This is a genomic window from Microbulbifer celer (assembly GCF_020991125.1).
GTDB lineage: Bacteria > Pseudomonadota > Gammaproteobacteria > Pseudomonadales > Cellvibrionaceae > Microbulbifer > Microbulbifer celer.
Genome location: NZ_CP087715.1, coordinates 3,615,939 through 3,638,579, shown reverse-complemented (window position 1 = coordinate 3,638,579; position 22,641 = coordinate 3,615,939). Strand labels below are relative to the sequence as shown.

General features: G+C 54.1%; 27 protein-coding genes. 25 read left to right on the top strand and 2 right to left on the bottom strand.

Going from position 1 to position 22,641, the window contains the following annotated elements:
* Positions 1–200: 200 nt before the first annotated feature.
* Complete coding sequence (locus tag LPW13_RS15050; RefSeq protein ID WP_230436631.1) at positions 201–1,235, bottom strand: type IV pilus twitching motility protein PilT; 1,035 nt, start codon at positions 1,233–1,235, stop codon at positions 201–203.
* Between the two features lie 103 nt (positions 1,236–1,338).
* On the opposite strand from LPW13_RS15050, the gene LPW13_RS15045 reads away from it, so the two are divergent.
* From LPW13_RS15045 to LPW13_RS14970, 16 genes are all read left to right on the top strand, one after another.
* Positions 1,339–2,034: a YggS family pyridoxal phosphate-dependent enzyme gene (locus tag LPW13_RS15045; RefSeq protein WP_230436629.1), complete on the top strand. Its 696-nt coding sequence runs from the start codon at positions 1,339–1,341 to the stop codon at positions 2,032–2,034.
* A gap of 25 nt (positions 2,035–2,059) precedes the next feature.
* On the top strand, positions 2,060–2,887 hold the full coding sequence (gene proC / locus LPW13_RS15040) for a pyrroline-5-carboxylate reductase (RefSeq protein ID WP_230436627.1): 828 nt from the start codon (positions 2,060–2,062) through the stop codon (positions 2,885–2,887).
* Positions 2,888–2,991: 104 nt separating this feature from the next.
* Complete coding sequence (locus tag LPW13_RS15035) at positions 2,992–3,597, top strand: YggT family protein (protein ID WP_230436626.1); 606 nt, start codon at positions 2,992–2,994, stop codon at positions 3,595–3,597.
* A 247-nt stretch (positions 3,598–3,844) separates the two neighbouring features.
* Complete coding sequence (locus LPW13_RS15030; RefSeq protein ID WP_230436624.1) at positions 3,845–5,824, top strand: dynamin family protein; 1,980 nt, start codon at positions 3,845–3,847, stop codon at positions 5,822–5,824.
* Positions 5,825–5,990: 166 nt separating this feature from the next.
* Entirely contained in the window at positions 5,991–7,214 is a 1,224-nt protein-coding gene (gene metX / locus LPW13_RS15025; protein ID WP_230436622.1) for a homoserine O-succinyltransferase MetX, read from the top strand.
* A complete protein-coding gene (gene metW, locus LPW13_RS15020) occupies positions 7,204–7,794 on the top strand; it encodes a methionine biosynthesis protein MetW (RefSeq protein WP_230439209.1) in 591 nt (196 codons plus the stop codon). Before metX ends, metW begins: the two co-directional genes overlap by 11 nt.
* Before the next feature lie 80 nt (positions 7,795–7,874).
* A complete protein-coding gene (locus LPW13_RS15015; RefSeq protein WP_230436620.1) occupies positions 7,875–8,324 on the top strand; it encodes a DUF4426 domain-containing protein in 450 nt (149 codons plus the stop codon).
* A gap of 103 nt (positions 8,325–8,427) precedes the next feature.
* Positions 8,428–9,033 carry an RdgB/HAM1 family non-canonical purine NTP pyrophosphatase gene (gene rdgB, locus LPW13_RS15010; protein ID WP_230436618.1) on the top strand — a complete coding sequence of 202 codons (606 nt, stop codon included), beginning with the start codon at positions 8,428–8,430 and terminating at the stop codon, positions 9,031–9,033.
* Between the two features lies 1 nt (position 9,034).
* On the top strand, positions 9,035–10,312 hold the full coding sequence (gene hemW, locus LPW13_RS15005) for a radical SAM family heme chaperone HemW (protein ID WP_230439208.1): 1,278 nt from the start codon (positions 9,035–9,037) through the stop codon (positions 10,310–10,312).
* A gap of 203 nt (positions 10,313–10,515) precedes the next feature.
* Positions 10,516–10,845, top strand: coding sequence for a thioredoxin TrxA (gene trxA / locus LPW13_RS15000; protein ID WP_230436617.1), 330 nt, complete (start codon positions 10,516–10,518; stop codon positions 10,843–10,845).
* Between the two features lie 432 nt (positions 10,846–11,277).
* Positions 11,278–12,537, top strand: coding sequence for a transcription termination factor Rho (gene rho / locus LPW13_RS14995; RefSeq protein ID WP_230436615.1), 1,260 nt, complete (start codon positions 11,278–11,280; stop codon positions 12,535–12,537).
* A 298-nt stretch (positions 12,538–12,835) separates the two neighbouring features.
* Positions 12,836–13,105, top strand: a complete 270-nt coding sequence (locus tag LPW13_RS14990; protein WP_230436614.1) for an RNA recognition motif domain-containing protein — start codon at positions 12,836–12,838, stop codon at positions 13,103–13,105.
* 210 nt (positions 13,106–13,315) lie between these two features.
* On the top strand, positions 13,316–14,779 hold the full coding sequence (ubiD, locus tag LPW13_RS14985; RefSeq protein ID WP_230436612.1) for a 4-hydroxy-3-polyprenylbenzoate decarboxylase: 1,464 nt from the start codon (positions 13,316–13,318) through the stop codon (positions 14,777–14,779).
* A gap of 26 nt (positions 14,780–14,805) precedes the next feature.
* Positions 14,806–15,207 carry a hypothetical protein gene (locus tag LPW13_RS14980; RefSeq protein WP_230436610.1) on the top strand — a complete coding sequence of 134 codons (402 nt, stop codon included), beginning with the start codon at positions 14,806–14,808 and terminating at the stop codon, positions 15,205–15,207.
* Between the two features lie 113 nt (positions 15,208–15,320).
* Positions 15,321–15,935, top strand: a complete 615-nt coding sequence (locus LPW13_RS14975) for a hypothetical protein (RefSeq protein ID WP_230436608.1) — start codon at positions 15,321–15,323, stop codon at positions 15,933–15,935.
* Between the two features lie 111 nt (positions 15,936–16,046).
* Entirely contained in the window at positions 16,047–16,571 is a 525-nt protein-coding gene (locus LPW13_RS14970) for a hypothetical protein (RefSeq protein ID WP_230436606.1), read from the top strand.
* A 59-nt stretch (positions 16,572–16,630) separates the two neighbouring features.
* On the opposite strand, the gene LPW13_RS14965 is transcribed toward LPW13_RS14970, so the two are convergent.
* Complete coding sequence (locus LPW13_RS14965) at positions 16,631–16,888, bottom strand: hypothetical protein (RefSeq protein WP_230436604.1); 258 nt, start codon at positions 16,886–16,888, stop codon at positions 16,631–16,633.
* 598 nt (positions 16,889–17,486) lie between these two features.
* Here LPW13_RS14965 and LPW13_RS14960 point away from each other — a divergent pair.
* The 9 genes from LPW13_RS14960 (at position 17,487) to LPW13_RS14920 (ending at position 22,529) form a co-directional block, all read left to right on the top strand.
* Positions 17,487–17,990 (top strand): hypothetical protein, encoded by a 504-nt coding sequence (locus tag LPW13_RS14960; protein WP_230436602.1) that lies wholly within the window; start codon positions 17,487–17,489, stop codon positions 17,988–17,990.
* Positions 17,991–18,119: 129 nt separating this feature from the next.
* Positions 18,120–18,458, top strand: a complete 339-nt coding sequence (locus tag LPW13_RS14955) for a hypothetical protein (protein WP_230434994.1) — start codon at positions 18,120–18,122, stop codon at positions 18,456–18,458.
* A gap of 153 nt (positions 18,459–18,611) precedes the next feature.
* Complete coding sequence (locus LPW13_RS14950; protein WP_230436600.1) at positions 18,612–18,959, top strand: hypothetical protein; 348 nt, start codon at positions 18,612–18,614, stop codon at positions 18,957–18,959.
* Between the two features lie 175 nt (positions 18,960–19,134).
* The gene (locus LPW13_RS14945) at positions 19,135–19,683 is read left to right on the top strand and encodes an RDD family protein (RefSeq protein WP_230436598.1); all 549 of its coding nucleotides are present in this window, start codon (positions 19,135–19,137) and stop codon (positions 19,681–19,683) included.
* Positions 19,684–19,810: 127 nt separating this feature from the next.
* Positions 19,811–20,266 carry a hypothetical protein gene (locus LPW13_RS14940; RefSeq protein WP_230435008.1) on the top strand — a complete coding sequence of 152 codons (456 nt, stop codon included), beginning with the start codon at positions 19,811–19,813 and terminating at the stop codon, positions 20,264–20,266.
* A gap of 126 nt (positions 20,267–20,392) precedes the next feature.
* On the top strand, positions 20,393–20,788 hold the full coding sequence (locus tag LPW13_RS14935) for a hypothetical protein (RefSeq protein WP_230436596.1): 396 nt from the start codon (positions 20,393–20,395) through the stop codon (positions 20,786–20,788).
* Positions 20,789–20,920: 132 nt separating this feature from the next.
* Positions 20,921–21,391, top strand: a complete 471-nt coding sequence (locus LPW13_RS14930) for a hypothetical protein (RefSeq protein ID WP_230435011.1) — start codon at positions 20,921–20,923, stop codon at positions 21,389–21,391.
* Positions 21,392–21,476: 85 nt separating this feature from the next.
* The gene (locus tag LPW13_RS14925; RefSeq protein ID WP_230435010.1) at positions 21,477–21,854 is read left to right on the top strand and encodes a nuclear transport factor 2 family protein; all 378 of its coding nucleotides are present in this window, start codon (positions 21,477–21,479) and stop codon (positions 21,852–21,854) included.
* Positions 21,855–21,974: 120 nt separating this feature from the next.
* Positions 21,975–22,529 carry a hypothetical protein gene (locus LPW13_RS14920; RefSeq protein WP_230436594.1) on the top strand — a complete coding sequence of 185 codons (555 nt, stop codon included), beginning with the start codon at positions 21,975–21,977 and terminating at the stop codon, positions 22,527–22,529.
* Positions 22,530–22,641 lie beyond the last annotated feature (112 nt).

Sequence of the window (22,641 nt, the reverse complement as noted above, 5' to 3'; positions counted from 1 at the left end):
GCGGGTTTTCAGGACCGCTGTGAACCCATCCCTGGGCGCTTCGGCGCAAACATCCTGTTTGCGACGATCCTGAAAACCCGCACCCGGCGCCCGGCCTTCGATTTGTAGTTTTGTACTTTGTAGCTTCTAGATTCCGGATCTGGTCCGGAATGACTCTGTTTCGTCATCCCGGCCCTGAGCCGGGATCCAGTTGATGAGCCTTAGAAGTTCTCCGGCATCTTCGCTTTCTCGCGCGCAACTTCGCGGCTGATGATGCGTTTTTCCACCAGATCCTGCAGGCACTGGTCCATGGTCTGCATGCCGACGCTGGCGCCGGTCTGGATGGCGGAGTACATCTGGGCGATTTTGTCTTCGCGGATGAGGTTACGGATAGCGGAGGTGCCGCGCATGATTTCGTGGGCGGCGACACGGCCGCCGCCGTTGCGTTTGAGCAGGGTCTGGGAGATTACTGCCTGCAGGGATTCCGAGAGCATGGAGCGCACCATGGCTTTCTCCTGTGCGGGGAATACGTCCACCACCCGGTCGATGGTTTTGGCGGCGGAGGTGGTGTGCAGGGTGCCGAATACCAGGTGGCCGGTTTCTGCGGCGGTGAGTGCGAGGCGGATGGTTTCGAGGTCGCGCATCTCACCCACGAGGATGATGTCGGGGTCTTCACGCAGGGCGGAGCGCAGGGCTTCGGCGAAGCCGTGGGTGTCGCGGTGGACTTCCCGCTGGTTGACCAGGCACTTTTTGGATTCGTGCACGAATTCGATCGGGTCCTCGATGGTGAGGACGTGCTCGTATTTGTTGTCGTTGATGTAGTCCATCATCGCGGCGAGGGTGGTGGACTTACCGGAGCCGGTGGGGCCGGTGACCAGGACTAGGCCGCGTGGAGTATCGGAGATCTGTTTGAACACCTGGCCCATCCCCAGGTCTTCCATGGTGAGTACCTCGGAGGGAATGGTCCGGAATACCGCGCCGGCGCCGCGGTTGTGGTTGAAGGCGTTGACACGGAAGCGGGCGACGCCCGGGACTTCGAAGGAGAAGTCGGTCTCGAGGAACTCTTCGTAATCCTTGCGCTGCTTGTCGTTCATGATCTCGTAGATCAGGGAGTGCACCTGCTTGTGCTCCATGGGCGGCAGGTTGATACGGCGCACGTCGCCGTCTACCCGGATCATGGGGGGGAGGCCGGCGGAGAGGTGCAGGTCAGAGGCGTTTTGCTTGGCACTGAAGGCGAGGAGTTCTGTAATGTCCATACTGCTACCTTATTGTTCTTGGGGTGCTTCCGGGCAGTCGCGTAGAATGCGCGGTTTTCAAACACTGGCACTATCTGGCCGGAGCGGAGAAGGGTCCCAGTATATGCGCAAAGGGTCGATCGCCGAAAACCTCAATGCTGTCTCTGAGCGAATTGTCACAGCCTGTCGCAGCTGTGACCGAGCGGACGATTCTGTCACCCTGCTGGCAGTGTCGAAAACCCGTCCGGCGGCGGATCTGAGAGCCGCCTATGACGCGGGTCAGCGCCATTTTGGCGAGAACTATCTGCAGGAGGCGCTGGAAAAACAGTCAGCGCTGACGGATTGCGACATCACCTGGCATTTCATCGGCCCGCTGCAGTCCAACAAAAGTCGCGATGTGGCGGAGCACTTCCACTGGATGCACAGTGTCGATCGGTTAAAAATCGCGCGGCGACTGTCGGAGCAACGCGCTGCGGGCATGCCGCCGCTGAATATCTGCCTGCAGGTCAATATCGATGACGAAGACAGCAAGTCCGGAGTTGCGCCAGAGAAGCTGCCGGCGCTTGCCGAAGCGGTGGTGGCACTGCCCAATCTGCGCTTGCGCGGCCTGATGGCGATCCCCGCCCGTCGCATCGGTGACGAGGATCAGCGCACACCGTTCAGGCAGTTGGCGGCGTTGCTGGATCAACTGCGCGAACAGTTGCCGGATGCCGAACTGGATACACTGTCCATGGGGATGTCCGGGGATATGGAAGCGGCGATCTTCAGCGGTGCGACTATCGTAAGAATCGGTACCGATATCTTCGGCGCGCGCACATAAACCTATTCAGTATTCAGAGGTATACATGTCTCAGCACAAAATGGTCTTTATCGGCGGCGCCGGCAATATGGCGGGCGCGGTGATCGGTGGCATGGTGGCCAGTGGCTACCCGGCAGACAGCATTGTCGCGACCGGCCGCAACGCGGAAAAGCTCAAGGAATTTACCGGCAAGACTGGCGTACGCGGCAGCACCGATAATCTCGCTGCAATCCGGGATGCGGATGTGGTGGTGTTGTCGGTAAAGCCGCAGATGATGAAGGAACTGTGTGACACCATTGCCGATGAGGTGAGTACTCGCAAACCGTTGGTGATTACGCTCGCCGCTGGTATTCCACTGGCCGCCTACCAGCGTTGGCTGGGTGCCGGCGTGCCGATTATCCGCGCGATGCCCAATACGCCGGCGCTCGTCGGCACCGGGGTTACTGGCCTGTACGCGGGTGAGGGGGTGACGGATGAGCAGAAGTCCGTTGCCACGCAGATGGCAGACGCCGTCGGCATCGCGATCTGGGTGGAAGAAGAATCCGGCATCGATCAGGTGATTGCGGTGTCCGGTTCCGGTCCGGCGTACTACTTTCAGTTTATGGAATCCATGATTGATGCGGCAGAGAAGGCGGGCATGAGCCGCGCCGACGCGGAACGCCTCACCTTGCAAACCGCCCTGGGCGCAGCGAAACTTGCGGTGGCTGCGGATGTCGATGTGGCACAGCTTAAACAGAACGTCATGTCGCCCAATGGCACCACCGAACGCGCGGTGAAGCGCTTCCAGGAGGGTGGATTGCCGGAATTGGTAGAGCACGCCATGCGCGATTGCGCAGCCAGAGCGGCGGAGATGGCAAAAGAGCTGGATAAATGAGTCCTGGCATCAGCCTAACACGCATCAAAAACCCGGCGGGAAAACAGAATAACCCTGTGCCGGGTTTACCACGCACTTTATTCAAGACGTAACAGGGACTTTCGATGGTCAACACCTTCAGCAATATCGGCGTTTTCATTCTCGCCACAATCGGCATTCTGTTTCTGTTTACCGTCATCCTGCGCTTTATGCTGCAGCTGGCGCGGGCGGATTTTTACAATCCCATCTCCCAGGGCATTGTAAAAATCACCAATCCCCTGCTGCGCCCCCTGCGCAAGGTGGTGCCGGGCCTGTTCGGGCTGGATATGGCTTCCATTGTGCTGGCGCTGCTGGTGGGGTGGGTCATGATCATGGGCGCAGGCTTCCTTGCCGGTGGCGCCATCCTCAACCCGCTATCAGCACTGCTGTGGTCTCTGCTCGGGTGTCTGATGACACTGATCGCCGTTCTGTTTGTGGGCATGCTGATCTCCATCGTGGTCAGCTGGGTGGCGCCACAGAGCAGCCATCCGGCGTTGATGTTGCTGCAGCAGCTGCTGGAGCCGGTCTATGCCCCGGTGCGTAAAATCATTCCACCACTGGGGGTGATTGATATCAGTCCGATCTTTGTCTTTATCCTGCTTACCGTGGTGGACAAGCTGCTGGTAGGTTTTGCGCAGAGTGCGCATATGCCTCAGATCGTTTACAACCTGTTCTGGCATATTCCGTTCTGACAGGGTTTCTTCCGCCGGATCAACGGGGCTGCTTGCTCGGCCCCGCCTCGGAGCGTCACCTTTACCCTCTGCCTTCCGGGCCTCCTCACCTTCTCGCATCCTGACTATCCTGCCATTTTCTGTGCCTTTCTCAGCGATAGCGCCCAACGGCGCACGAAAAGACATCAACGGTCTTTAACTTGTCGGTCCCATACCCGAAAATGGGTGGGACTTTTAAATCCAAGCAGTAATAACAAGAACACCCAACATGGAAGATGCGACATTGCGCCAGCACATTGCCGATTATGACCGCTGGAAGAAGGCTCTGGACAGCCAGCTCGATACCTTCAGTCACTGGCTGGAGGAACACTTCCCCAATTCTGCCGGCGCCCGTCAGGTGGTGCAGCAGGCGCGCCAACTGTTGATTGATGATCAGTTCACGGTGGCGCTGGTGGGGGAGTTCTCCCGCGGGAAAACCGAGCTGATCAATGCGCTGTTGTCGCACACCTACGGCAAGCGTCTGCTGCCCTCGCGCCCCGGTCGCACCACCATGTGCCCCACGGAGATTTTCTCCGATGGGGGGCAAGGTGCTTCTGTCCGCTTGCTGCCCATCGAAACCCTGGCCACTAATACCAGCCTGGAAAGTTTCCGCCGTATTCCGCAGAAGTGGGTGAATTTCAATTTTGACCCGGACGATGCGGATGCCACCCGCGAGGCGTTGATGAAGGTCGCGGCGAGCAAGGCGGTGACCCCGGAAGAGGCTGCCCGCTACGGATTCGATCGCCGCCACCTCGATGGCAACGGCAACATGGTGCAGATCCCGGCCTGGCGCTATGCGCTGATCTCCCTGCCGCACCCACTGCTGGCACAGGGGCTGCGCATCATCGATACCCCCGGATTGAATGCGCTGGGTAACGAGCCGGAGCTGACCCTGTCCACACTGCCGGGTGCCCAGGCCGTTGCTTTCCTGTTGTCGGCGGATGCCGGTGTCAGTGGTACCGACCTGAACATGTGGGAAACCCACTTGGTACCCCTGCGCCAGCATCGCGGCACCGCAGTGATGGCGCTGCTGAACAAGATCGACGTGCTGTGGGATGATCCGGATGAAGACGCCGATCAGATGCTGCGCAAGATGCGGGCAGAGGTCAGCAAATTGCTGGACCTGCCGCAGGAAAATGTCGTGGGCGTGTCGGCCAAGAAAGCGCTGCTGGCCCGAGCCCAAAGCGATCCGCTGATACTGCAGCAGAGTCGGTTCGGGGATTTTGAATCACTGTTGGTGCAGCGCCTGCTGGAACACCGCCAGAAAGTGGCCAACCACCGTTCACTGCATCAGGCACTGACGTTGATGGCAGATACCCGCGATCTGCTCAAGCGCCGTCTCAACAGTGGCCGTGCAACCCTGGATCATCTGCAGCGACAGGGCGTCACCACCCAGGAGCAGCTGGATGAACTGAAGCAGTTACATAAGACCGCCAAAGAGCAGCACAAGTACTGTCATCAGGAGTTGCTGACCCTGAAATCCAGCCAGCGGATGCTCGCCCGTCAGCGTGCCTCCTTGTTGGCTCCGGTTTCCAGCCAGCAACTGCAACAGCTGGTCGAAGAAACCCGCTACGCCCTCAATGAGCGCTGGTCTCCGCTGGGGCTGGCGCGAGCAATTGACAGCTTTATGGGGGGAGTGGAGCAGCAGCTGGGTAATCTGGAGCGGGAGGTCGATCAGGCCAATCGACTCGTCGACGCGGTCTACGGTCGTTCCAGCCTCAACAACGTGGTTTCTGCCGAGCATCATTTTGAAATTGACGTATTCCGCGCGGCGTTGCGGGGGTTGCACCGCCAGGCCGCGCAGTTGCGCCGTTCACCACAACTGCTGCTGGCGCGCCGCAATCGGCTGACCGAGCGTTTTGTTGCCACCCTGGCCAATGAAGTCGGTCGTCTTTACAGCCAGATGATTTCGGCTGCCGATGGCTGGCTGGATCAGGTGCTGGAGCCCTTGAAGCAGCATGTGCAGTATCAGAAACTCCTGCTGAACCGCCACCTGATCAAGCTGACGGAGCTGAAGCAGAAAACCCAGAGCAAGCGCACCGACCTGCGCGCACTGGAAGAGGAGCTGGTACGCAATCACAACGCGCTGGGCGCGCTGGAAGACCTGCTCAAACAGACCGGTTCGGCGCCCGAAAGTATCGCCCCGGCGCCCGTGGCCAGCACTGTTTCCAACAACGTGACGCCGCTGAAGGCGCCCGCGACGCCATAAGGTCTGAATGCGGGGCGGTATCTTGCCGCCCCGGACTTTTACCCTTCTACCCGGACTTTCACCCTTGTACTCGGGCAGCCTGCCCTCCGTCTTTCCCTCCCTCTATCTTCCCATGCTTACCTTTCGTAAACTTGGCGCCCCGCCAACCAACGACACGCGAAAGATTTTGACCAAGGAAGCGCAACCTTCAGATTCCCCCAAACCGGCTTCGCTGCCGGCCAACTCTGTGGGCATCGTTAAACCGCAGAGTTACGCCTTCGATGGGCCCTTCAAGCTGGCCTGTGGCCGGGTGCTGGACGGCTTCAAGCTGGTGTACGAAACCTACGGCACCCTGAACGAGGACAAGAGCAACGCGATACTGATCTGCCATGCACTCTCCGGCCACCACCATGTTGCCGGTTACCACAGCGCGACAGACAAACGGCCCGGCTGGTGGGATCACTATATCGGCCCGGGCAAGCCCATCGACACTAATAAGTTTTTTGTGGTGGGAGTGAACAACCTCGGCGGTTGTCACGGCTCTACCGGGCCGTCGTCCATCAACCCTGAAACCGGTAAACCCTGGGGGCCGGACTTCCCGCCACTGCGCGCGCGGGACTGGGTGCACAGCCAGGCGCTGCTTGCCGATCACCTGGGGATTGAAACCTGGGCCGCGGTGGTGGGCGGCAGCCTCGGTGGTATGCAGGCAATGCGCTGGGCGCTGGAATATCCCCAGCGGCTGCGCCACTGCGTAGTGATCGCGTCGGCAATGAAGCTGACCGCGCAGAATATTGCCTTTAACGAAACCGCCCGTCAGGCGATCACCTCGGACCCGGATTTCCGCGACGGGCGTTATCAGGAACAGGAGACCCTGCCGCGTCACGGCCTCGCGGTAGCGCGCATGATCGGCCACATCACCTATTTGTCTGATGACGGTCTGGGGAAAAAATTCGGCCGCGAACTGCGCTCCGGAACCTTCGAGCAGGGTGTGGAAGAACTGGTGGAATTTCAGGTGCAGAGTTACCTGCGCTACCAGGGGGACAGTTTCTCCGGCAGCTTCGATCCCAATACCTATATCCTGATGACCCGCGCGCTGGATTATTTCGACCTGGCGCGGGAGTACGACGACGACCCGGTAAAGGCCTTCTCACACGCACAGTGCAAATTCTTCCTGGTGTCATTTACCTCCGACTGGCGTTTTGCGCCGGAACGCTCGCGGGAAATTGCCGATGCGCTGATCCACGCAAACAAACCGGTAAGCTACGCCGAAGTGGATTCCCCCATGGGACACGACGCCTTCCTGCTGCCCAACGCCCGCTACGAACAGGTGTTTTCCGCCTATATGAACAACGTGGCCAAAGAAATGTCATCAAAGAACCGTGACAGGGAGGCGACCGATGTTGCGTCGTGATCTCGATATCATTCACGACTGGGTTGCCTCCGGCTCCCGGGTGCTGGACCTGGGGTGTGGCGACGGCGTGTTGCTGGAGCGGCTGTCGCAGGAAAAGCAGGTATCCGGCTACGGACTGGAAATCGATCCGGCACAGATTCAGAAGTGTGTCGAACGCGGCGTGAATGTCGTGGAGCAGAACCTGGATACCGGTCTCGGCAATTTTGCCGACCACAGTTTTGATACCGTGGTGATGACCCAGGCGCTGCAGACACTGCGTTTCCCGCATCTTGTAGTGGAGGAGATGCTGCGGGTAGGGCGCGAATGCATTATTACCTTCCCCAATTTCGGGCAATGGAAGGCGCGCTGGCACCTAGCGGTTTCCGGGCGTATGCCGGTGTCCGACTTATTACCCTATGAATGGTACGACACGCCCAATATTCACTTTTGTACTTTCAAAGACTTTGAAGTGCTCTGCCAGCAACACAACTGGCAGATACTCCATCGCCAGGTGGTATCAGAGTCCCCGGTAGCCGGACTTTTCAAAGATTTTTTACCAAATCTGTTCGGAGAAACGGCGATTTACCATCTGACTCGCTAGAATGGTTGTAATTAGTTGTTTTACGCGCCGTCCGTAAATGAGGCCGTCGCGCTCTCGGTTCAATATAAAAGGAGGACGCCGTGAAAAAGGTGTTTGCTGCATTTATTTCCATAGCCCTGTTGTTGTGGGCAGCGGCGGCTGCGGCGCAGGATGCCAAGGTCATCACCAGTCATCAGGACTTTGGTGACTACCGGGTAACCTACTCGGTGTTCAATAGTGATTTCATCCCGCCGGAGATCGCACGCAAATACAATCTGGTTCGTGCCCGGGATCGCGCCTTCGTCAATATTTCCGTTGCCAAGATCGGGGAAATTCAGGGTACCAGTGCCGCGGTTTCCGGTACCGCCACCAACCTGATACAGCAGTCGCGCCAGCTGGACTTCAAAGAGATCCGCGATAATAAAGCGGTGTATTACCTCGCTCCGCTGCGCTTCGAGCACGAAGAAACACTGACTTTCAAAGTCGACCTGACACTGCCTGATGGCAGTGACCACCAGGTGACCTTCCGCCGTCAGCTACACAAAAACTGACAGTATTTTTGCGGAAGCAAGCAGTCTATTGCACGGCGGGCCTCCGTAAGTCGGATGCTCGCTGTTTTTATTTTTCACTCCCGAATTTCTGAGCCCCAGCCCCATGGACAAGATCGTGCTTGCCAGCGGTAACGCCGGCAAATTGAAAGAATTTTCACAGCTATTTTCCGGTTGGCAGATAGCGGTTTATCCGCAGTCGGACTTTATCGATCAGGAAGCGGAAGAAACCGGTCTCAGCTTTATCGAAAATGCGCTGATCAAGGCCCGCCACGCCAGCCGCGCCAGCAACCTGCCGGCGCTGGCAGACGATTCCGGGCTGGCCGTCGATGCCCTTGGCGGGGCGCCGGGCATTTACTCCGCGCGCTACGCCGGCACGGGCGCCAGTGATGAAGACAACAACCGCAAGTTGCTCGCGGCGCTGGAAGGTGTGGAAGAAAAAGACCGGACCGCGAGTTTTCATTGTGCGCTGGCATTTGTGCGCAGTGCGGATGACCCCACCCCCCTGGTCTGTACCGCCGCCTGGCGTGGTCGGATTCTGCTCCACCCGGAGGGCAGCCACGGCTTTGGCTATGATCCGCTGTTCTTCGTGGAGTCCGAGAATATGACTTCTGCGCAACTGGAACGCGAGGTGAAAAACCGCCTCAGCCACCGCGCCCGGGCGGTAGAAAAGTTTGAACAGCTGTGGCGGGAGCAGATGCTTGGTGCGTGATCTGACCCAGACAGGCAGTGAACTGAAACTGCCCCCGCTGAGCCTGTATGTGCATATTCCCTGGTGTGTGCGCAAATGTCCCTACTGTGATTTTAACTCTCATCAGGTCGCCGCGGGCGCTCATCAGGTCGCCGCGGGCGCTCACATACCCAATCATGCCGCCGGTGCCGAGCCCAGCAGCGGTTCGCTGCCGGAAGTGGAATACGTCGATCAGCTGGAGCGGGATCTCCGCAGCCAGCTGCCCTGGATACAGGGGCGCAGGTTGGGGTCGATCTTTTTCGGCGGCGGCACCCCGAGCCTGTTCTCCGCCCGTGCCATCGGCAGGATTCTGTCGATGGCCGAAAAACTGGTGGGCTTCGAGCCGGATATCGAGATTACGCTGGAGGCCAATCCGGGCACCTTCGAGCAGGCCAAGTTCGCCGGCTACCGGGAGGCCGGGGTCAACCGGCTGTCCATCGGTGTGCAGAGCTTCGATCCGCTGCAGCTACAGAACCTGGGCCGGATCCACTCCGGGCCGGAAGCCGAGATAGCCGCCAGTAGCGCCAGAAAAGCCGGCTTCGACAATATCAACCTGGACCTGATGCACGGGCTGCCCGGGCAGTCGGAAATCGATGCGCTGAAGGATCTGGCGCGGGCGGTGGAACTGGGGGCCGAGCATATCTCCTGGTATCAGCTCACCATCGAGCCCAATACCGCATTTTACTCCGCACCCCCGGTGACACCGGGCTCTGAAGCCATCGCCGCAATCCAGCAGTCGGGCAGAGCGTATCTCGCCAGTGTCGGCTATGACCGCTACGAGGTTTCCGCCTACGCCCGTGGTGGGCTGGCGTCGCGCCACAACCTCAACTACTGGGCCTTTGCCGACTATATCGGCATTGGGGCCGGCGCCCATGGCAAGTTCACGTTGCCGGAAGAGGGGCGCATCATCCGCACCCGTCGCACCCGCACACCGCGGGACTACCTGTCTCTGGGGCATGGGGCCGCAGCAGACGAATCGACCACCGATAGCGCGTCGGATTTCCCGCTGCCAAAAGCTTCCGCTATCGCGCCGGAGGACCGGCCACTGGAGTTCCTGATGAACACCCTGCGCCTGGAGGCGGGGGTGCCGGCGGAGAGCTTTGAATCCCTGACCGGGTTACCCCTGGCGGTGATCGCGGCGGAGTGGCAGCGGTTACAGCAGATGGAGCTGGTAGCGCCACTGGAGACCCGCATTGTCACCACCCCATTTGGATATGACTATGTGGACGAAATCCTGCAGCGCTTTCTGGTGTCGGGGTAAATACCGGCCACCTGGACCCTTGCGTGAGAGCCCGGCGTGAAGGCCCTTGCGCAAAAGCCCTTGAAAGTACCCGGCCTGACCCCATAAAGGGGGGAATGGCGAAAGCCCGAGAATCAATAGCCTTGCGGGGTCAGCTGGCCATACTTATCATGTCTGCCGGCATGGCCTGTGGGCCAGAAGCAACAGAACGACAGGAAACCATTATGAGCGCGAACATCGTCAACGTTACCGATGCAGAATTTGAAGCCGAAGTACTGAAAGCCGAAGGTCCGGTACTGGTGGACTTCTGGGCCCAGTGGTGCGGCCCCTGCAAGATGATCGCCCCGGTACTGGAAGATCTGGCGGGCCACTACGGCGACCAGCTGAAGATCGTCAAGGTCGATGTAGACGCCAACAAGGAGTCCCCGGCCAAGTACAATGTGCGCGGTATTCCGACTCTGCTGCTGTTCAAGGGTGGCAACGTGGAAGGCACCAAGGTCGGTGCGCTGTCCCGCGCCCAGTTGACCGAGTTCATCGACAGCCAGATCGGCTGATCCAGTGGGCCGGGGGCACTACTGGTGTTCCCGGCTTCCGCGCGGTGTACCATTCGCCGGGTAAATCAAATTAAGCCTTGCAGGATGCCGAACTACCGTTATACTGCCTAGTAATCAAAGTAACTGTTCAGTTCAGAACTGAATCAAGTCGCCAACCCCGCTGTCGACACAGCCATTCCGGCGCGCCAACTCCTCAAATCGAACTATCTCCCAGGCACCTTTGCCGCAGTGAATGTGTGCCAATGCGAGCGGTGCTTCGTTTTCCGGGAGTGCTCTTTTTTGAGATGCTTCGTTTTCGAAGAGGTGCGTGCGGTCAGTCTAACCGTCGGCAATCCATTACGGGCTGTACTTATCAATACTTCAACTCCCTCCGCTAAACGTTCCGGTGCGTCCGCGCCAACTGATAGAAGAAACCTTAATAAAGCAATTGGTATGAACCTTTCTGAATTAAAAACCAAACCCATTGAAGACCTGATCGAAATTGCCAAAGGCATGGGGCTCGAAAACCTCGCCCGCTCGCGCAAACAGGACATCATTTTCAATATCCTCAAGCGCCACGCCAAAAGCGGTGAAGACATCTACGGCGACGGGGTGTTGGAGATTCTTCAGGATGGCTTCGGTTTTTTACGTTCGGCCGACTCCTCCTACCTCGCCGGCCCCGATGACATTTATGTTTCTCCCAGTCAGATTCGCCGCTTCAACCTCCGCACCGGCGACACCATTTCCGGAAAGATCCGCCCCCCCAAAGAAGGTGAACGCTACTTCGCCCTGTTGAAGGTCAGCGAGATCAACTTCGACAAGCCGGAAAACGCCCGCAGCAAGATCCTGTTTGAAAACCTCACCCCGCTGTTCCCCAACGACCGCCTCGGCCTCGAGTGTGGCAACGGCTCGTCTGAGGACCTGATCGGCCGCATCATCGACCTGGTTGCCCCCATCGGCAAAGGCCAGCGTGGCCTGATTGTTGCGCCGCCCAAGGCGGGTAAGACCATCATGCTGCAGAACATCGCGCAGGCCATCACCCGCAACAATCCGGAGTGCCACCTGATCGTACTGCTGATCGATGAGCGCCCGGAAGAAGTGACCGAAATGCAGCGCTCCGTGCGCGGTGAAGTGGTTGCCTCCACCTTCGACGAGCCGCCGGCCCGTCACGTACAGGTGGCAGAGATGGTGATCGAGAAGGCCAAGCGCCTGGTAGAACACAAGAAAGACGTCGTGATCCTGCTGGACTCCATCACCCGTCTGGCACGCGCGTACAACACCACCGTGCCGAGCTCCGGCAAGGTGCTGACCGGTGGTGTGGATGCCCACGCCCTGGAGCGCCCGAAACGCTTCTTCGGTGCGGCGCGTAATATCGAGGAAGGTGGCAGCCTTTCCATTATCGCCACCGCCCTGGTGGACACCGGTTCGAAGATGGATGAAGTCATCTTCGAGGAGTTCAAAGGTACCGGTAACATGGAGCTGCAGCTGGATCGCAAGATCGCTGAGAAGCGTATCTACCCCGCGATCAATGTGCGCCGCTCGGGCACCCGCCGTGAAGAGCTGCTGATGCCGGAAGGCGAGCTGCAGCGGGTGTGGATCCTGCGCAAATTGTTGCACGATATGGAAGATATGGCGGCTACGGAGTTTTTGATCGACAAACTCAAAGACTTCAAAACCAACGACGAATTCTTCCTGTCCATGAAACGGAAATAATTCGCTGACAAGATAAGGGCTGGCACGATTTGCCGGCCCTTATTTGTATGGGCTGAACAAAAATTGCAATAGGACGAATAAGGCGTGAAATTGCGCCGAATTCAGTTGAAATGGCCTCGCGATAGGCATATAAAGGCCATCATTACAGTGTTGATCATACTTTCAACACTAACCGAATTGGTCTCAGGTGGCTGTGAAGCCGGCTGAATAAGGACCAATCTCAAGTGAGTAACGTGGTGGCGCTGGTTACTCATTTGTGAATGCTCGACAGCCCACTGAACTCATGTGAGACTTTTTTGTGAATATCTATATCGGAAATCTGGCCTACGGCGTAACCTCTGACGAACTGCACGAAGCGTTTGGTGCATTCGGTGAAATCTCCCGGGCTACTGTTATCACCGACCGGGAAACTGGCCGTTCTAAAGGTTTTGGTTTCGTAGAAATGCCGAACGACGACGAAGCGCGTAAGGCAATCGAAGAAATGAATGACCAGCCGCTGTCCGGGCGCAATATTCGTGTAAACGAAGCCCGTCCGCGCGAAGACCGTCCGCGTCGCCCCCGCTTCTAAGCAACCGCTTCGAAGCATTAATTCCGGGCCTGGTCATTCAAGCCTGAGAATTCCACAACCCGCAGCAGCCGCTGCGGGTTGTTCTCAAAACCTTCCCTGCTTGCCTCACGGCTCTTTCCCCTTCGCTGTGCACACCATTAGTGCGAATTCCCCATTTCGCTCCGTCTGCTTTACACTGGCCGCTGCACATTAGTCACCGACCGGGAAAGCATGAAATACAAAGATCTGCGCGACTTTATCCAGCTACTGGAAAAGCGCGGCCTCCTGAAGCGTATCAAACACCCCGTCAGCCCCTACCTGGAAATGACAGAAATTGCCGACCGCGTACTGCGCGCCGGCGGCCCCGCGCTCCTGTTTGAAAACCCCACCGGTTACGACACCCCGGTACTGGCCAATCTGTTTGGCACCCCCGAGCGGGTTGCCCTCGGCATGGGGCGCGAATCCGTCTCCGAGCTGCGCGAAGTGGGCGAGCTGCTGGCCTTCCTGAAAGAGCCGCAGCCGCCGGAGGGCATCCGCGACGCCTGGGAAAAACTGCCCATCTTCAAACAGGTGATGAACATGGGCCCCAAAGTGGTCAGCAAAGCGGACTGCCAGAAGGTGGAGCTGGATGCTGATGAAGTGGACCTCACCAAACTGCCCATACAGACCTGCTGGCCCGGCGACGCCGCGCCCCTGGTCACCTGGCCCCTGGTAATCACCCGCGGCCCGGAAAAGAAACGCCAGAACCTGGGCATCTACCGTATGCAGTTGATCGGCAAGAATCGCCTGATCATGCGCTGGCTCTCCCACCGCGGCGGCGCGCTGGATTTCCGGGAATGGCAGCAGCAGTACCCCGGTGAACCCTTCCCGGTTGCCGTCGCCCTCGGCGCCGATCCCGCCACCATTCTCGGCGCCGTCACCCCAGTGCCGGATACCCTGTCCGAATACGCCTTCGCCGGCCTCCTGCGCGGTGGCAAGACCGAGGTGGCCGAAGCCAGACTGAGCAACCTGCAGGTACCCGCCAGCGCGGAATATGTGCTGGAAGGCTACATCTACCCCGAAGACATGGCTGACGAAGGCCCCTACGGCGACCATACCGGCTACTACAACGAAGTAGACCGCTTCCCGGTATTCACCGTGGAAAAAATCACCCACCGCAAAGACCCCATCTACCACAGCACCTACACCGGCCGCCCACCGGATGAGCCCGCGGTACTGGGGGAGGCACTGAACGAAGTCTTTGTACCCATCCTACGCAAGCAGTTCCCGGAAATCATCGACTTCTACCTGCCGCCAGAAGGCTGCTCCTACCGGCTGGCGGTGGTCACCATGAAGAAGCAGTACGCCGGCCACGCCAAGCGCGTGATGATGGGGGTCTGGTCCTTCCTGCGTCAGTTTATGTACACCAAATTCGTGATCGTTACCGACGACGATGTAAACGCCAGAGACTGGAACGACGTCATCTGGGCCATGACCACCCGCATGGACCCGGCAAGGGACACTGTGATGGTGGAAAACACCCCGATCGACTATCTCGACTTCGCCTCACCGGTTTCCGGCCTGGGATCAAAAATCGGATTTGATGCCACCAATAAATGGGAGGGGGAAACCACCCGTGAATGGGGCCGGCCCATCGTCAAGGATCCGGAAGTGACACAGCGGATAGATGAAATCTGGGACAAGCTCGGGATCTAATAATGCGTTCATGCCATGGAGGGCAAATGGAAGTTACCAAAACAATAAAACCTGGCGACAGGGGATCCAAGGCGTATCAACGGCGCTACGGGGAAAGACTCTGCGCAGTGCGTTACCGACAGTCCGATTGCGGATCAAAAATTTATACCACCGTCGAACTGATCGTAGATGAGCGCCCCAAAGCCGCACCGGGCAGTAGTGAAAGAAGCCGCAGTGCGAGAAGGCGAGTCGACGCGGTTGCGGTAAAAGTATTTATGCGAGAGCTGGAATATCAACAATTGCTGAAATCTGCCGGTGCCAGATACAGCCCTGGTACACGGTCCTGGATAACCACGAGAGCGATAGCTGTTGGGCTGGGACTTGGACACAGGATCAAGGAGGGACTGGTGGACGAGTGCCAAGATGTTGATTTCAGTATTGAAGTTTAGATGGTTACACATAGGAATAAATGGCTAGATATAGACATTTATTCCTATATATAGATATTGTGCCTATATATAGGCATCATCACGATATAAATGTTAGGGCACCAGGAGGGCCAATGGAACTACCGAAGCATACACGTAACGCCCTACTGGTTAGCGTGAAAATTCAGGAGCTTGGCATTCCTGTTGAGATACAGCACAAAATTGGTGTATTCGCTGTAGCATGGGGAATGTTTGAATCTCATCTGGAGCGTGCTGTATGGGCGCTTGAAAAGGAGCAGGTTGCAGGCAATAGGCCTTCAACAGACAAAACGTCGGCTTATAAATGGGTGGGTGTTCTCTCCAGCGGAAGCGAGGATCTTAGCGCGAAAGCAAATGAAGTGCTCGCCGTTGCGGCCGGGGCAGCAAAAGACCTTATGAGTTATCGTCACTCGTTGTTTCATGGATACCTTGTTCCACTTGGAGGTACCGCAATGTTTATTCGCAATCCTCGGTGGGATGGCGAGGTCAGGAATCGAGAGGCAGGTGATGCTCAGATTGAAGAAAATATCGTCGATCTAGCAATTGATGCAGCGTGGGTGCTATTCCGCATAGTCATTGCTGTCACTAAGCTTGGTGAGGAAAATGGTGTGTCCAACATCGAAACATTTGAGTCAGAAGCTCGCCGTATCAAGAGCAATGCAAATGAAGTGAGGCATATAGCATCGCTGGCAACCCATGAGAAATATTAGATGCTGAAAAGCCCTAACCATGCCAGTCACGGCGACGTCTACTACATTGCGGCTTCGCCTCCATTTCGCAGCCGCGCGTGCTTAGCGGCGTTAACAATCAGGATCGCAGAATTGACTCCGTTAGTAGAAATAAAAATTTTGAATTTCAGGGAATCATTGAAGCTCTGTCAGAGAGCCGTTTTTACTGGATTAATAATTTCCGGAGTTTTCTACTACCTATCTGGTACAGCTGACCCTGAAAAACTCCCCCAATTGCCAATACTCAACCTCGAGTTTAATACGGTCGAGTCTCTGAGGGCGTTTTTACTTGTGTTATACATGGGAATGGGGATAGCTGCATGGAACTTCTCTCACAAAGCTGTGGAAATACTATCCACTATAGAAGATAGAGATATCGCATTAGCCGTGTCTAAGTATCCATGCATCATTGTTGCAAATTTTTTAATCCGTCTATGTTTATCGGCCGCATTAATCGGAATCGGTTTGGTATTAGCTTCTCAGATATTCGATGGCAATCATTTCTACATATTCATGCTAAGCTTCGTAGTATTTCCACCATTTTATATGACGCTAGACAATGGTAAAAAGATCTATCAGTGGGGTTCTGAAAGTCCGCAGCTTGAGGAAGCTTGTTAACCAGGCAATGCAGCCGACGGCCAACTTTGCGCACTTTTTGCGCGGTCGCTGCGCTCCCATTATTGCGCAAAAAGCGCCCAAACTTGGCCGCGGCTGATTGCGGCGTTAGCGTTTTTTATGAGTGTCGCCGCTTTTAAAAAAGAAAATGAGCGGTCGGCAATGATCAGAAAGTTCAGCGCTTCAAAGTAAAATCGCTGAAACGCTGGTACAAAATGTGTTCGTTTAGAATTCGGTGGTATAGATTCTAAAAGCATTTTCTGGAAGCGGCTCTGAGAGTCATTGCCAGGTTCGGTGCGGCGGTTGCGGAAAGCTTGCATTCCAAGCTGGGCCCGCTGCGTAATTCGGTTGGGTTAAGTGGTTGCGGCCAGTTCGCACATGTAGCGAAGTTTGTCATTGCGTCATCGCGCTAACAAAGCGCTGCAGGGGACGTCTTACGCTGTGCACCTTTTGCGCGGTCGCTACGCTCCCATTTTCGCGCAAAATGCGCACAGCGTAAGCCGCCCCTGAGCGCGGCGTTATGGTGCCGGCCCGTAAAAATGGTTGTCTGTACCAGCGTGTAATTATGAGCACTGCTTTGGCTCGCAGTATTTGGCTATTTGTCATGATAAAATCAAGCAGTTTCGTTCCTAGTGCTTTCGTTTAAGTCCGTAGGAACCGCGGCAACTCCGCTGCAGTAACGTGGAGTGCCAGTAAGAGAATAATTGGTTGGGGGAAGCTGGAAGTTCTTTCCTCATTTTAAGGAGCTTCGGCGCATTCGGTGCCCGTAGGTACCTCGGAGCGCGTCAGCCATAACCAGGCGCTGCAACCGACATCTTACTTTGGGCACTTTGTTGCGCAGTCGCTACGCTCCTATTTTCGCGCAACAAAGCGCCCAAAGTAAGCTGCGGCTGAGCGCGGCGTTATGCCAAGAGAGTTATGAAAAAAATTATATTGGTTGCGGCAATCACTGTATTTCTGGGAGCGTGCGCACACGTTCCCCTGTCTACAATTTTGGAGTATCGTTCCTTTAGTATTGAAGAGTTGCGCTATGTCGATGCTGTGGAAATTAAAGCTCGGGCTAAGGTTGATGGTGGACTTGAGTTGTCTGAAATAGGTAACAGCCTTGAATTATCGTTTCCAGATGGAGCTTTCTCGTTTCCTCTAATTTATGAGGAAAAAGAGAAAATCGGAAATACTAATATCTATGAATTAAAGTTGTCCGATCAAGGCTTGCGGGATTACGCGTTGTTTAAGAGCTATCTTGAAAGAAATCCTCATTCTAGAAACTTTGATCTAAATATAAGCAGCAAGTTTGAAAAGCCGGGTCCGGGTGTAAAAGAGGCTCGCATTTCAATTTTCGTAAAATTAGGCGCAGAGAGCGAGTATGTTGAAATACTCTCGGGTTATCCGGTGGACCTCAGTAGCCCTGGTCCGGCATAACCAAGCAATGCAGCCGACGTCTTACTTTGTGCACCTTTTGCACGGTCGCTGCGCTCCCATTATCGTGCAAAAAGCACACAAAGTAAGCCGCGGCTGATTGCGGCGTTAAGCATCTGAAGGAGAGTACTGATGGAAACCATTGAATGTGTGCCAATAAATGTATTCAAAAAGAGCTTTGGTCCAATCCTTACTCTGCTCAACGAGAATAATGTCAAATACAGAATTACAGAGAATCGCTCTGGCGCAGTTATGGCGTCCTCGGGAGCAATCGATGTAATCGTAAACGCGTCCATGTGGGTATCGTTGGCATCTGTCATAATTGCGTTCTTAAAGGTTAAAAATAGCCGTGAAATTATCATCCAAACAAAAGACAAAAAAGTGATTCACGCAAAAGGCTTAGATTCAAAGCAGCTGGAAAAAATTCTAAAAAGTGCTGAAAACATAACTGCTATCGACCCTGGCACCTAGTAAATGCTTAACAAACGCAAGCAGGATGCTCCGGCCCTTCGGGCCTCCGCGGGACGCCCAACGCTATGCACATTTTGTGCGGGTCGCTGCGCTCCCAATTTCGCACAAAATGTGCATAGCATTGGTCGCCCCTGTTGCGGGCGTTAGTTGCACATGAAATTTAAGCTATTCGCAAGAAATGAATTATTAGGAGAAACTCTTTTGGAGAATGGAGATCCTCCGATGGGGGTAGCTTTCGGTGAGTTAATCCCCAATGAACACTACTTTAAATATCAAGAGCTCTTCTGTACCCAAGATTTCCAAAGAATTTCGGAGCTGAAGTTAACTGTGATTTCAGAATCTGGGGTAACTCTCGAGCCGAGCGGCGGTATAGGGATTGAAGATTACTCCAAAGATATGGGCGAGTTATCCATATATGTCAATGTTCTCGGCATAGATAGCTCGGTATACAATCAATTGTTTCCTGCACATGTTGCTGCCTACGAAGCACAGTTCAGGTAGCCAGCAACTAACAATTCGCTGCTGAGGGACAGCCTACTTTATGCACCTTTTATGCGGCTCGCTACGCTCGCATTTTCGCATAAAAGCCGCATAAAGCAGGCTGCCCCAGAGCTCGGCGTTAAGCAATAATTAGTAGGTAGCAATGAACAATTGTCCAGATTTTAAAAGTTACAATTTGCAAGAACTGAATGAAGCGTACTTTGGTGTAAATAAAAAGTCTTACCCCGACAGAGCCAAATTCATTCTAGATTGTATAAATCAAAGAAAGTTATCCCACCCAGAAGAGATTCCTGTTCCAAAAGTTGGAGTTGCGGGTAGAGGTGAACGATTGCTGGCGGCAATTATTGATGGAACCATTATTGCGCTCTCATTTATTCCTGTTGCAATTTTTTTCGGACCACAATATGCAGAGAGCAACCCAATTCTATACCCTGTCTTTGCGTTAATTTATAGCTATTTAGTATTTTTAGTTCTTAACGGCTATCTTTTGATCGATTATGGCCAAACGATTGGAAAAAAATTAGTCGGAATTTCAATCAGAGATTCAGAGGGAGAAATCCCCAAGTTCAATACACTAATCCTATATCGGCCAGTGGTAAAAATAATTTTTGCAATCCTTTCCCCATTGGACTTAATCAATAAGTTGTTAATTTTTAGAAAAGATAAGCGATGCGCCCATGACCACATTGTGGGGACCAAGGTGGAGTACCGTCACCGTGCTTAACAAACAGCGGCAGAGCGACAGTCAACGCTACGCACCTTTTGTGTTACTCGCTGGCGCTCAAACATTAACACAAAATGCGCTCCGCGCTGGCTGCGCCTGCGCTGGGCGTTAGCACTCAAAACGAACCATGAACTACATACAGGAAAACACATCGGAAGTTGATTTCTATACGAGCATGACTGATGTGGCTCGTTGGCTTGAAATCGATCTAAAAAATTATGATTGGCATATCTCCGATATAGAAGGAGCTTGGCCAGAGCTGGATGATCCCTCATGGGTGCTTGGTGAAGAGCTAACCGCAAAGCTTAAAGAATTTGACTATCAGTTTGTTTGGTCTGTACTTTCAGCATTTCCAAAAGGAACTGAGCCATTTACCACAGACAAACCATTTGCAGATGGAAATCCCGAGTTCTGGGAAGGGGAGCCAGAAAAACAGCTTCAAGATTCCCAGTTTGAAATTGTATGCTGGGATAGTAGTGCAACCCTATTCATCGGATTACCCAATGCTTTAGGAAAAAAGCTTGTGGCTAATGCTCCGGGCATCAAAGACTTAAACAAAGAAAATAGGCAGCGTCAGTGCTAACAAAGCAATGCAGCCGACGGCTTACTTTGTGCACTTTTTGCACGGTCGCTGCGCTCCCATTTTCGTGCAAAAAGCGCACAAAGTAAGCCGCGACTGATTGCGGCGTTAAGTTTCCACGAGGTAAATATGAAGTTCGTAAATATACTGATTCTCATGATAGCAATTCCCTTAACCTCTACGGCAGTAGAGATAAATGTAGTAACTGAGAAATCTGCAAGTTACTTCTGCGAAGGAAATAAAAATTTCTTGGCATGTATAAAGCCAGGAATTGAGTTTGAGTCTAAGCAGTGTATAGATTACGTGGTAAGAAGCTCTAAATCTTGTGTTGAAAACGAGCTTTCTAATCTATCAAGCAAATCATCAGCAAATGAGATTGAGAAGGCTGCCACTCTATATACACAGTGTTCAATGATGGAGCTTCTTAAAACAGAGGGGATTGAGTACAGCCAGTTTCAGGATTGCTTCAACAGGCAGTATGATGAGTCCCAGGTACACCCAAAACTTAACAAGCGCAAGCAGTAAGCTCCGGCCCTTCGGGCCTCCGCGGGACGCCCAACGCTATGCACATTTTGTGCGGGTCGCTGCGCTCCCAGTTTCGCACAAAACGTGCATAGCATTGGTCGCCCCTGTTGCGGGCGTTATGCATGAGGGATCATGGAAATACCAGAAAGCATGAAAGACGAATTGGCGGCATGGAATAGTGGGAAAGGAATTGACCTTGAGTCATGGGTAGGCTGTGAAGGCAACTTTAAGCTCGCTGTAGGTTACGCATCCATATTTTGGCCAAATTTCGTCGAGTTCGAGGACTACATATTCACGGAGGGATTCTCCAAAGACTCTGTCCGAGGGTTCGAGTCGCAGAAAGGTAGTACGCCAAAGTCCGTAGAGTGGGTGATCAACCATCTGCATATAGCAGATATCCAGCACTACGGCTGCACCGACATTGCGAAGGACAAGCTGCTCGTCATCGGCAAGACTCTCAAGGAAATCTATGAGCTGAAACTCAGAGCGCTCTTTCCTGAAAAGCCGTGCATAGTGGAGTTCTACGTACCAGACAATGAAGATGACCTGATGGACTATCAGATATCTTTCTGGCAGGCCAAGCACGAGGCAGATGATGCATAACAATCGCAGGCACTGGGACAAAATTTCCGCTGCGCTCCAATTTTGCCCGTGCTGCGGGCGTTAGGCAGAATCAAGGAATGATTTTATGAGCGAAATTCTAGAAGCGGAAGTAATGAAGGAAGAGGAAAATCTTCGCGTAGCAATGCTTTCTTCAGATGTAAATAGCCTCAATAAATATTTGGCTGAAAACCTAATTTTCACTAATCACTTCGGCCAACGCTTGAATAAAAGTATGGATCTAGAGGCGCATGAAAGTGGCTCACTTAAGATAACATCGATAGAATTAAGCGATCAAAAGATATTGCTAAGTGGCCAAAATACAGCTGTTGTATCCGTTAAAGCAAATATAGAAGGTACATATTCAGGTAAGCCAGCTGGCGGGAACTTTACATTTACTCGCGTTTGGTCAAAGGATACTGGGCAATGGCAGGTTATAGCAGCGCACTCTGGCACCGCTGCCTAACAAAGCGCAGCAAAGGGACGGCTTACTTTATGCACGTCTTGCGCTGGTCGCTGCGCTCCCATTTTCGCGCAAAACGCGCATAAAGTAAGCCGCCCCTGTGCGCGGCGTTAGGCTCTATCGATGAAAGTCTTAGTTTTTACGATTACATTACTCGTTTCGATCGCCTCGAATGCGACAACAACCATTTGGCGAGACTGTACCAAGAGACTTTATGCCTTCCCTTTTGGTTTAATCGAGAGTCAAGAAGTGGTAGAAATTTTGGATTACGAGTATGTTAAAAATTTTATGAGGCAGAAAAACCAAGCGCGAGAAGTTGCTATTCAAGAGCGCGGAGAGTTTCTTTTAAATAAAGTCTCAATAGAAAACTTAAGTGAGTCTGAGTTGAAGCATCTCGCTGAAGCAGGTATGGAGTATGCGGATAAGACAAAAACTATTCAGGAAATTCCTTATTTTAGGAATATTGAGTCTGCAGATTCTGTAGTTTCTGGCCGTTCTTATATTTTACTTTCAGAATTTATAGAAGCAGGTAAAGAAGTTACTTCTGAAATTGGCTATCCTGCTGAATTAATGAGCGCAAGCTTTACAACTTGTCAAATAGATCATCAACTTACATCTAAGATAGTTAGTCGAACTTTGCAAAAATTGCTAGAGCAGCGGGCGCATAGTGAAAAATAAGCCTAACAATTTGCTGCAGCCGACGTCTTACTTTATGCACTTTTTGCGCGGCCGCTACGCGTCCACTGTTGCGCAAAAAGTGCATAAAGTAAGCCGCCGCTGAGCAAGGCGT